The organism is Roseovarius sp. (assembly GCF_048262375.1).
Classification (GTDB): Bacteria; Pseudomonadota; Alphaproteobacteria; order Rhodobacterales; family Rhodobacteraceae; genus Roseovarius.
Genome location: NZ_JBLXFE010000001.1, coordinates 184,714 through 197,704, shown reverse-complemented (window position 1 = coordinate 197,704; position 12,991 = coordinate 184,714). Strand labels below are relative to the sequence as shown.

The window sequence follows — 12,991 nt, the reverse complement described above, 5'->3', positions numbered from 1 at the left end:
GAGAGCCCCATGAATTTTGACGAGATCATCGACCGCCGCGGTACGTTCAGTTCCAAATGGGACAATATGGAAGCATATGGCGGCGTTTCCCCAGACGTGGGCATCCCGATGTGGGTCGCGGATATGGATTTCCAGGCTGCAGATGTGTTGCAGGACGCCATGCGCAACCTGCTCGAGCGCGCCAATTACGGCTATTTCACCGGCGAGAACGAGATGAAAGAGGCCACCGCGTGGTGGATGAAAGAGCGCCATGGCTGGACCGTCGATCCCGACCACATGAGCAGCACCGCCGGACTGGGTCATGCCATCGCCCTGATCCTTGAAACCTATACAAATCCCGGTGACGAGGTGATCATCTTCTCGCCCGTCTACCACGAATTCGCCTACAAGATTAAACTGAACAAGCGTGTGGTGCACGAGGCTCCACTTGTGATCCGCGACGGCGTCTATCACATGGATATGGATGCGCTCGAAGCGGGCCTGACTGGCAAAGAGCGGATGATGCTCATATCCTCGCCGCACAACCCCGCAGGCCGGATCTGGACACCGGCGGAACTGCGCCAGTTGGCCGATTTCTGCCGCCGCCACGATCTCTATATGGTCTGCGACGAAATCCACCACGACCTTGTCTACCCCGGCCAGAGCTTCACCAGCTTTCTCAATGCGGCGCCCGAGGCAGCGGAGTATTGCTTTATCCTGACGGCAGCGTCGAAAACCTTCAACACCGCCGGGGCCCGTCTTGGGACCGTCACCATCCCCAATGACCACCTGCGCCAACGGTTCCGTCAGGCGCTTGTGGAACATCAGACACAGCCCAATCTTCTCGGCGTCGAATTGACGCGGGCGGCCTATTCGCCGGGGGGCGCTGAATGGGTGGACGCGCTGGTCAGCTACATTGACCGCAATCACCGGCTGTTCCTCGACGGGATCGGCCAAATTCCGGCGCTGAAAGCGATGCCCATGCAAGCGACCTATCTTGCGTGGGTCAACTTCGCCGATACGGGCATGGAAATGTCGGAGGTGCTGCGCCGGATCCATGAGGATGCGCGCCTTGTCCCCTCAATCGGAACCGGGTTCGGTACCGGTGGCGAGAACTGCCTCCGGTTCAACATCGCCACCCCGCGCGCACGCGTGGCCGAGGCGGTCGAGCGGCTGCAAACCGCGTTTGCCGATCTTCAATGACCCGCACCGGGACAAAACGGGCATGACGCGGGTTTTCATCACCGGCACCGCCGGGTTTATCGGGTATCATCTGGCAAATCTTTTGCTGGATGAGGGCATGACCGTGCACGGTCTCGACGGCATGACTGATTACTACGATGTCACGCTGAAACAGCGCCGCCACCAGATGCTGATGCAAAAGCCTGGCTTTACCGCGACCGAAGCACTGTTAGAGGATCAGGTGGCGGTGGATACGGCCATTGACGCCTGCGCGCCCGACATCATCGTTCATCTCGCGGCACAGGCGGGCGTGCGCTACAGCCTTGAGAACCCGCGCGCCTATCTTGACGCCAACATCATCGGCACATTCAACGTGATGGAAGCGGCCAAGCGCCACGCGGTGCGCCACCTTTTGATGGCCTCTACGTCTTCGGTTTACGGTGCCAATACCGAGATGCCCTATGCCGAGACGATGAAGGCCGACAGCCCGATGACGATCTACGCCGCCACCAAGAAGGCGACCGAGGCGATGGGCCATGCCCACGCTCATCTGTGGAACCTGCCCACCACGATGTTCCGCTTCTTTACTGTCTACGGCCCATGGGGACGGCCCGACATGGCCTATTTCAAGTTCGTCGAGGCCATTCTGGCGGGCCGTCCGATCGACATTTACAATCACGGCGAGATGTATCGTGATTTCACCTATGTCGGTGATCTGGTGCGCGGCATCCGCCTCTTGATGGAGACCGCCCCCGAACGTCCCGACCGCCCCGAAGACATCGTCCCCGGCGACAGCCTGTCGCCCGTCGCCCCCTACCGGATTGTGAATATCGGCAATTCCGACAAGGTGCGCCTCTTGGATTTCATCGCCGCCATCGAAGAGGCGCTTGGCCGCCCCGCCATCCGCAACCTGATGGAGATGCAAAAGGGCGATGTGCCCGCCACATGGGCCGATGCACGCCTGCTGGAACGGCTGACCGGCTATCGGCCCCAAACAGATATCCGCGACGGAATTGCCCAATTCGTGACCTGGTATCGCGCGTATTACCGGGTCTGAGCCGGAAAGTGATAGGATGCGGCAGTGAGAGCCGTAGCGCAGACCGGTTCACACTGATAGCCTGCGGCTGAACCGCAGGCGCGGGGCACAACCACGGAGACATATCATCCCATGAGCAGCACCGGCAAACCGATCAATCTGGCCCTGCAGGGCGGTGGCGCGCATGGCGCCTTCAGTTGGGGCGTGCTGGATTACCTGCTGGAAGATGGACGGCTAAGCCTTGCTGGCGTTTCAGGCACCTCAGCGGGCGCGATGAATGCCGTGGCACTGGCCGACGGCTATACCCGAGGCGGTCGCGATGGCGCGCGCGAGGCTCTTGATCACTTTTGGCGGTCAATGAGCGAGAGCGTCAAGAATTCGCCGCTGCAACGCACCCCCATAGATCGTCTGGCCGGCAATTGGGGGCTGGAAAACAATCCCTTTTACCATTTCATGAACGCGCTCACCGGCGTCGCCTCGCCCTATCAACTCAACCCTATGAACATAAATCCACTGCGCGATCTGGTGGAGAAAAGCATAGATTTCGAGATGGTACGCAAATGCACGGCGTTTCAGCTCTTTGTCTCGGCGACCAATGTCGAGACAGGCCGTGTTCGGGTCTTTTCCCGAGAGGAGATGACAGTGGACATGGTCATGGCCTCGGCCTGCCTGCCACAGATGTATCAGGCAATCGAGATCGACGGCATTCCCTATTGGGATGGGGGTTTTATGGGCAATCCGGCCCTGTTTCCGCTTTATGGCAAGACCGGAACAGATGATATCATCGTCATTCAGATCAACCCGGTCGAACGCAAGGGCGCACCGCGCACAGCCCAGGACATACAGAACCGCCTCAATGAGATCAGCTTTAACGCCAGCCTGTTGAAAGAGCTGCGGGCGATTGATTTCGTGGACCGGCTGATCACGCAGGGCAAGCTTTCGACGGATGAATATCGCCCCGTCAAAGTGCACCTGATTGAGAACGAAAACGCTCTGAAGCCGATGGGGGCCTCGTCCAAGATGAATGTCGAATGGGCCTTTCTGACCCGGCTGCGCGATATCGGGCGTGACACAGCGGCGGAATGGCTCGATGCCACCTATGACAACATTGGGGTCAAGAGCACAGTCGACCTGCGCGCCATGTTCCAGGGAATCGGGGCCGAACATCAGGGCTGAGCGCTTCTGCGTCCCCCCCCCAAAGGGCAAGCCCCAGCAAAAACCCTATGATAGCTTGGCTTCAGTCTGGCGTACTCAGTCGGGCGACTTCGGCCTGCATTTCTAGAACCGCAGCCAGAAGGTCAGGCGGAAAGACCGAAAGATCGTGGTGCTGACTGCGCCCGATCGTGGTGGGTTGAAGCAGATTGTCCGGCAGAGCCGTAGTGCGCGGCAGATCCAGAAATCGACGCAACCGGGGCCAGTATTGCTCGGGGTTTGCGCAATAGGCCTCATATGACACAACGAGAAACCGACCGCGCATCTGAACCGCGCTAAGGTCAAGCGCAGCGCGGTTTGCCAAGACCCAATAGCGCAGCTGATGCAACGGCAAAGGTGTGTCCGGGGTCCGTTCAAGCCCGTAAAGATGGCTCCAGTGCTGGGCCTGCCATGTGTTCCGGCTGAACGCCATATCGAGTCCGTCACGCACCACATGGATATAGCGAAATCCGGGATAGCATCTGGCGAGATGTGACAGAAACACATGCGTGTTCGGCTCTTTCCAACCCCAAGGCTGGTCCGGGTCAGCCCCCGGCGCAGCGCTGCCCATAAGGGCATCTGCATCGGCCGCACTCGCCCCGCAATGCCAAGACCCGCCTGGCGGGAGATCGTTTCGAAGCCGGGTCAGCAGCGCGATTTCCTCCGGGTTCAGGGTGCCACGCAGGCCAGTGGTCATGGCACGGCGAAAGAGATCAGCGGCCTCAGAAACCTCTTGGGCAGATGGCAACAATCGGCACCATTCCGCGCGCTTGAACAGCACCGTAAACCAGAGGTTGTCGAGAGGATCATTCAAGCAGGATCCGATGCAAATACCCGCCGCCCGTAGCGTTGCCGCAAACACCCGCGTGCCAGAGCCGCCCAGACCACCGATAGCAACCAGCGGATTTGCCGGAGAAGGATGTGACACGCAGACCTCATGAGTTGGGTTCGTCTTCGATATGTAGCCCGTGCCATGCGGTGCTGTCACGTCTCGCACCGACAAAGCCACCCAATTATTGGTTGTGCTTTACAAGGCGGGAAGCCCCTGAAAGCGGAAAAAGAGAATAGCTTTTGCGTTTTTCAGGGAATCATAGGAAGGTAAAAATTCAACCTTTGGTTTAAAATTGATTTGGAGGCATTGAATGAATTTCCTAGACAAAACCGCACATGTTGGCGCTCTTGGCTTGGCCTTGGCTATCTCGGCAAGCGTCCTGCCAGGGCCGGCGGAGGCCGGAGTTACTCCATTCATCGGGGATATCGTTGCCGTTGGATACGATTTTTGTCCGCGCGGATGGCTAAGCGCGGAAGGGCAGATCTTGGCGATCTCACAAAACACACCGTTGTTTGCACTTATTGGAACAACTTATGGCGGCAATGGCACCACCACATTTGGGTTGCCAGATCTGCGCGGCCGGGTGGCGATGGGTCAGGGCACGGGGCCGGGATTGAGCCAGCGCATGCAAGGTCAGGTTTTCGGAACACAGGCAGTGACCCTGACCCCTAATCAGTTACCAAGCCATAGGCATACCGTGAACGCCAATAATCTTGATGGAGACTTGCCGGGACCGGGCGGCAAATTGCTGGCGGCGGCCCCGCCAAACGGTGCGGGATCCGAAACGATCTATTCTGATCAGCCCGCCACCGTCACGATGTCAGCAGCGATGATAGGAACCACCGGCCAGAGCCAGCCATTCAATGTTCAAGACCCATCATTGGTTGTGCGGTACTGCATCGCAGCCGAGGGGGTTTTTCCCCAGCGGCCCTGAACAAGCGCCATTGGCGGCGATCTGATTTATTTTCCGATTGCCCGGCCGCGCAACAAAAACGCAATTCAAGAATTCGGAGAGAGACATGAGAGATTTGAAAAAGAACCTGTCTGCCGTCGTATGCACGTTGACCTTGTCACTGGGACTAACAGGAACCCCGAACCGCGCAGAGGCTGGCTTGGAACCTTTCCTTGGGGATATCATGATCGTTGGCTTTAATTTCTGCCCAGTCGGCTGGACCGAAGCCGCAGGGCAGATCTTATCCATTTCGCAAAACCAGGCCCTGTTTGCCCTCTTGGGAACACGATTCGGTGGGGACGGCGTTTCCACCTTTGCCCTGCCTGACCTGCGTGGTCGCCTTTCTCTCGGGCAAGGCGCCGGGCCGGGACTGACACCGCGGCAGATGGGCCAGAAAATTGGTGCGGAAACCGAGGTCATGACCGAGGCCACCCTGCCCGGGCACAGTCACATGGTGAATGCCAATAATCTGGACGGCGATTTGCCCGGTCCCGGTGGAAAGCTATTGGCCGCAGCCCCGACAGGCGGCACCGGAAACGAGACGATCTATTCCCAAGCCAGTCCCAATGTGACGATGAATGCTGCGATGATTGGCATGACCGGAGGAAGTACCGCGATCCATACGCAGGATCCTTCTCTGGCGCTCTATCACTGCATAGCCACCCAAGGCACATTTCCGTCGCGCAGCTGAGCATGGTCCTTTCTCAAGGGGCTGACGCGCGTGGCGCTAAGGACCTCTGATCCATATCAAGACTTTGGAGATTTCTATGACATATTTTAAATCCGAGTTGTGTGGCGCACTTTCCGTGCTGTTTCTGGGGGTTGCCACCCTCGCCCTGCCAGAACAGGCCCGCGCCGATTCCGATCCATATTTGGGCGAAATTGCGCCAATGAGCATCGTCGGCTTCTGCCCTGTCAGGTGGGCCAGCGCAGAGGGTCAGCTTCTCCCGATCACTCAGAATGAACCTCTGTTTGCCCTGATTGGCACCACATTTGGCGGTGACGGGCGCACTACCTTTGGTCTGCCTGATCTGCGTGGGCGCATCCCAATGGGCCAAGGCAGCGGCCCGGGCCTGACACCCAAAGTCTGGGGGCAGACAGGCGGTCAGGAACGGCTGACATTAACGACCAACGAAATGGCCACTCACAGCCATACGGTGCATGCGACCAACAGCGACGGCAACTTTCCGGGGCCAGGAGGCAAGATACTGGGTGCCGCGCCAGAAGGTGGAAGCGGTCAGGAGACAATCTATTCGGATCAGGCGGCCACTGTGCAGATGTCGCCGCTGATGATCGCCCCCACCGGACAAAACCTGCCCGTCGCGGTTCAGGATCCGACAGTGGTCATTCGCTATTGCATTGCGCTTGAAGGGGTGTTCCCCTCACGGAACTAAGGCCAAACAGCCCCCTCTTACGGCGCGGGTACTGCCGCAAGAGGGGGCCGAACTGATCAGACAACCGGGTAGACATACCCGATCAATCGTCGCTTTCGCGCCGGTGAGGGCTCAAGATCGAGCTGGCCGTCTTGCAGGGCCTCGCTCAGCGCGACAAGCAAGGCTGAAAGCTCTGCATTTCCCGTGGCCGTGGCGCGACCTGCGGTTTGCCTGAGCAGCCCATCAGGACCATAAACCTCTGCAAACTGCAGCGGGGCCACGTTCAGATCAGCCATCGGCGGTTTGAGGCCACCAGTGCCTGTCGGAATTGATCCAGCCTGCGCGCCAAGCAGGGTCATCATCCGTTGCAAAAACTCCGAGTGGTCAATCTGCGGCAAAACGCATCCTTCCGATCTTGGCGTGCACCCAATCCGGTTGGGCCGATTTACGAACCAGAAATCCGCCGATCGCCAACAGATCAAGCTCTGTGTTGAGAAAGCAATCAATCGCATGCTTGGGACTGCAGACGATTGGTTCTCCACGCACGTTGAACGAGGTATTGAGCAGCATCGGGCAGCCGGTTGTCTTGTGAAACGCGGAAAGGATCGCAGCGGCGCGTGTGCCAACACCGGGTTTGACGGTTTGCAGCCGAGCGCTGAAATCTACATGGCTGACAGCGGGAAAATCGCTGGCGACCGCATGTTGCAACTGAATTGGACCGTGCAGACCCTGCGCGCGGGCCTCTTGCAACCCGACCGGACCACAAAATTCGGGCCTTAGCTGAGCAACAAGCATCATGTAGGGGCTATCGTTCGGCTCTTCGAAATAGGACGGGGCCTGCTCAGCCAGAACCATCGGCGCAAACGGGCGCCAGCCCTCTCGGAACTTAATGGATTGGTTGACGCGGTTGAGGGTGTGCTTGCCCCGAGGGTCGGCAAGGATCGAACGGTTGCCCAAGGCGCGCGGACCAAACTCCATCCGACCATGGAAATGTCCGACGATTTGCTCATGCGCCAAGGCATCAGCGACAAGGCCAGCGTAGATTTCTGGGTCAGTCACCTCTTCGTGAATCAACCCGGCCGCATCCAATTCCGCGCGAATGGCGGCATCGGAAAAGCCGGGGCCAAGAAACCCGCCATTCATCGAGTCACCGACGGTGCGGTCTGCGCGCGACGGAAGATCGTTGCGCGCCGCCTCAAGGGCCGCGCCAAGCGCGCCACCCGCGTCACCCGCAGCAGGCTGAATCCACAGCCCCTTCAAGCCGGGCAAATCCCGCAGAATGCGACGGTTGGCAACACAATTGAGCGCGACCCCACCTGCGAGACAGAGATTAGAACTGTCTGCGCGCCGCATCGCGGATTTGGCAAGGGCAAGCACCGCCTCTTCAAGCACCCCCTGAACAGATGCCGCGAGATTCATATGAAGCTGCGTGACCGGCTCTGCCGCTTTACGCTGAGGGTGTCCAAACAGCATTTCAAAAAGCGGTCCAGTGGTGCTGAGCCCCCGGTCAAAATCGAAATAGGCCATGTTGAGACTAAAGCCGCCGTCCGGTTCAAGCTCGATCAATTCATCTCGGATTTTCCCGTGGAATTCTGGGGTTCCAAAGGGCGCGAGGCCCATTAATTTGTATTCACCCGAATTCACCTTGAAGCCGCAATATTGGGTGAACGCGCTGTAGAAGAGACCAAGAGAGTGCGGAAAGCTGATTTCGGCCTGCGCCTGCAGGCCGTTGGTATCCCCGGACCATAGCGTCGTCGTGGAGTATTCGCCGACCCCGTCCAGCACCATCACTGCCGCCTCAGAAAAGCCAGAGGGATAGAAAGCCGACGCCGCATGCGACCGATGATGCGGCACAAATACGATCCGACCCGGATCACCGGCCACCTGCATCAACTGCCTTGGCAGATCGTCGGCCAGACATTTCAGAGTCTCGACCATCCGAGGCCAGAGCCGCGCACCCGTCGGCATCCGGGTCTGTGCCACCTCGACCATGCGGCGCACCTTGAGACCGGGGTCTTCGTAATAAGCGACGCGATCGAGCACCGCACCATCCGGCAGATGAGAAAGGCAATAACGGATGGCATGGTCTGGAAACCGCCAATCGGCCTTTTGGCGAGTAAAGCGTTCTTCTTGGACTGCGGCCAAAATGCGATCCCCCTGCACAAGAGCCGCAGCGGAATCGTGGAAATATGACGAAATTCCGAGTGTATACCGGGGGCTGTTCATGACCTTGCCCCGCTCCATAGCCCGTCACTGAACCCGGCGATCAGCGGGGCCAACCGATCAGCAAAGAGCGCATTGGCGCGCACGTTGGGATGAATGTCCTGCGGCAAAAAAGTATGGTCCCGATCATACGGGGTCGAAATATCGCGGGTCTCGGGGAACCGGGCGCAGACGGCGGTGTTAAAATCTCGGTCTAGATCATCAAGCAGGACAAACCCAAGCGGAATGCCCGCAGCCTGAGCCGTGGCACGGACCAGATCAAGCACCGCAAAGGTCGCGGTGTTGATCATGTGGTCGTCCGGTAGGAATATCTGAAAATCAGCCTCGCGCAGCACCGGCTGCCAGATTGGAGGATAGATAATCCGCACCCCTCCCATAGAGTCGAGCCGCGCAACAGGGACATGCTCCACCCCCAGCTGATACCACTCCCGACTGAGATACTGTTGCATGCGTTGCGGATGGGCGATGTTGCGAAACCGGTGATCGCTGATAATGGCAAAGACGGCGGCATCAATTGCACCGCAGGCAATATCACGGCGCAGTTGCAAGAGATTCTGCACCGTGCCGTGACCGCCAACCCCCCGGTTCAGAATGCGGACCGCAGGTAGACCGCGCTGCAGGAGCGCGGTGAACGTCTCATCATCGGCCAAACCCGTGCCATAGGTGAACGAACAACCATAAATGGCGACGCGCCGCCCCACGGTCGCATCTGAGCCCGGAACATGGCGCCACCCGTCGGCAGCGACATGTTGCAGGAGGTCCTTGCGAAAACCGACCTGTACGGCATGGTTTGGCGTCAACCGCCAGCCCAACACCGGATCCGGCTGAAACATGAGCCGGGGCTTACTGACAATTCTAGGCGCGGCAGAGATATGAGCTGACATAATATTCTGACAGTGTTTCGGCCCGGATCTGTGGAAGGGCATTTTGACCAAGTCTAATCACGTCCGCCAAAGGTTGAAAAGCAGGTCAACGCAATAGGCGAGAGGATGATTGTTGCCTGAGATCGCCGCAGCCACACAGACATACCCACGTTCGCGCCTGAGGCAGGCCTCATCCCGGACATCTCGCGCAAGTAAATCCGACACGCCGAACACGACAGTGACGCGTGTCACAGCATGACCTATACGCAATGCGATAGTATCGGAGTAAACGATAATCCACCGGCATAAAATCAGACTGATCGCAGAGGACCTGTTCGAGCACCTGCCTTCTTGGCGAAAGTCCGGGTGTCTCATGTTTGTTTGGGCTTAAGATCGGGTGGATTTACCGAAACCAACCACTTGAAGAATATAGAAAAATGCAACTCTTCAGAGAGTTTCCAGAAACCATCCCGAGGGGATAGCGGATTGACGAATACCGCCCTAGGTAATAGATAATACTGAATTTAACAATTTTTGCGAGTAGCTCCTATAGCAGAATATCGGGCAGCGCCGTTTGGCTGTCGGATCAATTAACACCCGTAGCCCCTTTTGATTGGTAAAGGAATGCAAACTCTGGTTTTTCAACTTTTCCAACGGTGCCGCGCGTTTCTGTTTCAAAAACTCATCGGCGTTTCAGACTGGTACAGACAATATTTATTGCCCCCTCTGACGGCAGAGGATGCGCGCTTGATGTCTAGTCGGCTCAATTGGATTAAACTGCGGCATGGGCGCAAAAATACCAACGGATGATTGAAAAAAAATCCCATGCCCTGCTTTTGCCGCGTTGGCATGACTCCGAACAAACCACAATCACAGATTGCATAGCACAATGAAGCCTGTTCTCGTTATCTGTCAGCGCTCAGGGCTTAGCCTTCGGCAGTTTGGCAAAACCTGCAACCGCACGGCGGACCCAAAGTTTGCCACAGCGCGTCCCTTCACGCCCGTGCCCTGCGCACATCCGCTCTGGGTGATGTCCTGATCTTATCCGTTAGGAATTCTGGAGAAAAAGCATGAGGCTATTATCTCAACTGCACACGGTGATGCTCTTCCCGATGGCGCGCGTCATTGTAGAACTGCAATCGAGGGTTCAGCAGGTTAAATCGCTTGGCAAGGGGTCAATCTGCCACTTTGAGCGACCCTACGCAGGCCAGCCGATCATGCTCTTGGCGCTCTATCAGAAAGGTGCTCTGAGACCCGATCTTAAGCGCATGCTGCGCGTGGCCAAGGCGCAGGGCCTGTATATTCTGGCGGTCAACACCCTAACGCTGAAGCAACCCGAAGCGCTGCAAGAGCTGGTCGACTGTTATATCGAGCGGCCGAATTTCGGGCGCGATTTCGGAAGCTTTCGCACCGGGTTCCTGCATCTGTTCAGGCAGAAATGGCACAAGAGCTGTCCGCGCGTGCTGATGATCAATGATAGCGTGTATTACAGCAGCAGGGGGCTGGAAAAATTCCTCCGGGACATGATGGGCACACAGTCCGAGGTGTTGGGTGCAACCGAGAATTACGAGATCGAATATCACCTCGGCTCTTTTTGTATCTCAATGGCGCAAACTGTTGTGAATGCCCCCAGCTTTCAGAGGTACTGGACCTCATACAGACTGACAGACGTGCGCCCGATTGTGATCAAGCAGGGTGAAATGAAGCTGTCGAAAACACTCAAACGCTGCATCTCTGCCCCCGATCAGATCCGCGCGCTCTATGGCACGAATTGGTTTTTAACCAAGTTAAAGAGCAGTCCGGACCTGCAGGGCCTGTTGCTGGAAGATAGCCGCACCAGCAGCTCTATTTTATGGCCGCGCTTTGACATTTCAAAAGTAACCAAATCCCTCGCGGGTCGGGTTATCGTGCCGTACTACTCAACTGCAGCTAATATCGAGGTCACAACCGACACACCACTCAACGAAATGCATGAGGATGCGTTGATCACCACACGCGCCGAACTGGCAAACTATCTGTTGCGCCATGTTCCAGACGGGGCGCAAACGGAAAACTTCGACGCCATCCTGACCGACGCGCTGACGGCGGTCGCATCCGAAGTGTTCATGACGGGAAGCCAGATTCATCAGAATGCGGCGATCCTGCTAGAGCTTGGCCTGCCAATCATAAAGTTGGACGGTCTGTATCGGGGTGCCTTCAACAACTACGACTTGCTGCGCCTGCAACGCAAACTCGACCCGGACGAGGCACAGGAACTGAGTGCCTTATTGCTAGACCGCCCATTCGGGGCGCAGATGCTGCAGGGCTGGAAGCGCGCAGCCTTTATGCGCGGGTTGATCTGATGGTCCGAGCGCGCACGGCACTGAGGCTTGGAAACCGATGATCTCCCCTGACTTTATTCTCGCGGGCTATGAACGCGGCGGCACCACACTTTTGTCCGAGCTGTTTCGGGCCAACGGTTACGAGTCGGGCTTTGAATGCGGAGTGCTCATGGCACGCACGCCGCCCGAATTCCCAAAAATTCAGCCGTATTGGGACAATATGACCAAATATTGGCCCCTGTCCGCAGAGAGCTTAAACGAGGCGGTTCAAGGTGATTTTGCCGCATTCTACAACAGCGTATTTTCGCAGGCTTTTCCCAATCACAGCGGCGGTTTTTTTGACAAAACCCCCAAATACATGGAGGTGCTGGGACAATCCCTGCATAGGGCCCCCTTTGTACGCGGCGCGGTCGTAATCCACCGCGATCCTCGGGCAGTTTTCGTATCGGTTTCCAAGCGTTTGAAGCCTGCGCAGGACATCGTCGCCACGATTGAGCAGCATTTCAACCAGCTTGTTTCGAATTACATCTCATATTTCGTCGGATGTATTGCCCACATAGACCGTCCGAATGTGCTTTTCGTCCCCTTCGAAGAACTGGTCAGCAGGCAGCAGACGTGGCTCAGGGTCTTGGGCTATTTTACGGGCAAAGCACCCTTTTTGCCGCTCTCCGCCCCATCCCGATTTGAGAATGTCACATCCGCGGAAATGGACATTGAAAAGGTCATAGAGTTCGACGGGCTTCTGCCCGAAGCGTTGCAGAGGCGCATTCTGAAGGCGACAGAATTGGCCTCACTTTTCTTTGCAGGCCCGGTTGAACGGGCAAGACACGGTCAAGTCTGGCAAGACAGGCACGGGCTTGCTAAGGAACGGCTTGGCCAATTCGGCCTGGCCGCGACCAATGTCAATGTGGATGGCGTATACTTTGAACCACTAACCTATCTCTTGCGCTATTTTGACGTCCTCAACAGCGGGCTCAGCCCGGTGGATCATTACATCCGGCATGGGCGCGGTGAAAACCGCAGGCCCGCATAGAGGGAT

12 protein-coding genes are annotated in these 12,991 nt (G+C 57.4%); 8 read left to right on the top strand and 4 right to left on the bottom strand.

The genetic code is table 11. The features are described 5' to 3' along the window. Window positions 1–9: 9 nt before the first annotated feature. The 3 genes from ACN0SW_RS00950 (at window position 10) to ACN0SW_RS00940 (ending at window position 3,373) form a co-directional block, all read left to right on the top strand. Window positions 10–1,182, top strand: coding sequence for a MalY/PatB family protein (locus ACN0SW_RS00950; RefSeq protein ID WP_417726010.1), 1,173 nt, complete (start codon window positions 10–12; stop codon window positions 1,180–1,182). A 22-nt stretch (window positions 1,183–1,204) separates the two neighbouring features. Next, complete coding sequence (locus tag ACN0SW_RS00945) at window positions 1,205–2,218, top strand: NAD-dependent epimerase/dehydratase family protein (protein ID WP_417726009.1); 1,014 nt, start codon at window positions 1,205–1,207, stop codon at window positions 2,216–2,218. 111 nt (window positions 2,219–2,329) lie between these two features. Next, on the top strand, window positions 2,330–3,373 hold the full coding sequence (locus ACN0SW_RS00940; RefSeq protein ID WP_417726008.1) for a patatin-like phospholipase family protein: 1,044 nt from the start codon (window positions 2,330–2,332) through the stop codon (window positions 3,371–3,373). A 61-nt stretch (window positions 3,374–3,434) separates the two neighbouring features. Here ACN0SW_RS00940 and ACN0SW_RS00935 read toward each other — a convergent pair whose 3' ends face one another. Next, window positions 3,435–4,316 (bottom strand): sulfotransferase, encoded by an 882-nt coding sequence (locus ACN0SW_RS00935; RefSeq protein WP_417726007.1) that lies wholly within the window; start codon window positions 4,314–4,316, stop codon window positions 3,435–3,437. Window positions 4,317–4,572: 256 nt separating this feature from the next. On the opposite strand from ACN0SW_RS00935, the gene ACN0SW_RS00930 reads away from it, so the two are divergent. The 3 genes from ACN0SW_RS00930 to ACN0SW_RS00920 all read left to right on the top strand — a co-directional run bounded on the left by ACN0SW_RS00930 (window position 4,573) and on the right by ACN0SW_RS00920 (window position 6,566). After that, complete coding sequence (locus ACN0SW_RS00930) at window positions 4,573–5,154, top strand: phage tail protein (protein ID WP_417726313.1); 582 nt, start codon at window positions 4,573–4,575, stop codon at window positions 5,152–5,154. Window positions 5,155–5,239: 85 nt separating this feature from the next. Beyond that, entirely contained in the window at window positions 5,240–5,863 is a 624-nt protein-coding gene (locus ACN0SW_RS00925; protein WP_417726006.1) for a phage tail protein, read from the top strand. Between the two features lie 76 nt (window positions 5,864–5,939). Further along, entirely contained in the window at window positions 5,940–6,566 is a 627-nt protein-coding gene (locus ACN0SW_RS00920) for a phage tail protein (protein WP_417726005.1), read from the top strand. 56 nt (window positions 6,567–6,622) lie between these two features. Here ACN0SW_RS00920 and ACN0SW_RS00915 read toward each other — a convergent pair whose 3' ends face one another. Genes ACN0SW_RS00915 through ACN0SW_RS00905 form a run of 3 tightly spaced genes read right to left on the bottom strand, consistent with a single transcriptional unit; the run spans window position 6,623 to window position 9,601 of the window. Next, window positions 6,623–6,943 (bottom strand): hypothetical protein, encoded by a 321-nt coding sequence (locus ACN0SW_RS00915; protein ID WP_417726004.1) that lies wholly within the window; start codon window positions 6,941–6,943, stop codon window positions 6,623–6,625. After that, entirely contained in the window at window positions 6,930–8,771 is a 1,842-nt protein-coding gene (locus ACN0SW_RS00910; protein WP_417726003.1) for a carbamoyltransferase, read from the bottom strand. Before ACN0SW_RS00910 ends, ACN0SW_RS00915 begins: the two co-directional genes overlap by 14 nt. Next, complete coding sequence (locus ACN0SW_RS00905; protein WP_417726002.1) at window positions 8,768–9,601, bottom strand: SGNH/GDSL hydrolase family protein; 834 nt, start codon at window positions 9,599–9,601, stop codon at window positions 8,768–8,770. Before ACN0SW_RS00905 ends, ACN0SW_RS00910 begins: the two co-directional genes overlap by 4 nt. A gap of 1,100 nt (window positions 9,602–10,701) precedes the next feature. On the opposite strand from ACN0SW_RS00905, the gene ACN0SW_RS00900 reads away from it, so the two are divergent. Continuing rightward, window positions 10,702–11,973, top strand: coding sequence for a rhamnan synthesis F family protein (locus ACN0SW_RS00900; RefSeq protein ID WP_417726001.1), 1,272 nt, complete (start codon window positions 10,702–10,704; stop codon window positions 11,971–11,973). Window positions 11,974–12,010: 37 nt separating this feature from the next. Beyond that, window positions 12,011–12,985, top strand: a complete 975-nt coding sequence (locus ACN0SW_RS00895; RefSeq protein WP_417726000.1) for a sulfotransferase — start codon at window positions 12,011–12,013, stop codon at window positions 12,983–12,985. Window positions 12,986–12,991: the final 6 nt, after the last annotated feature.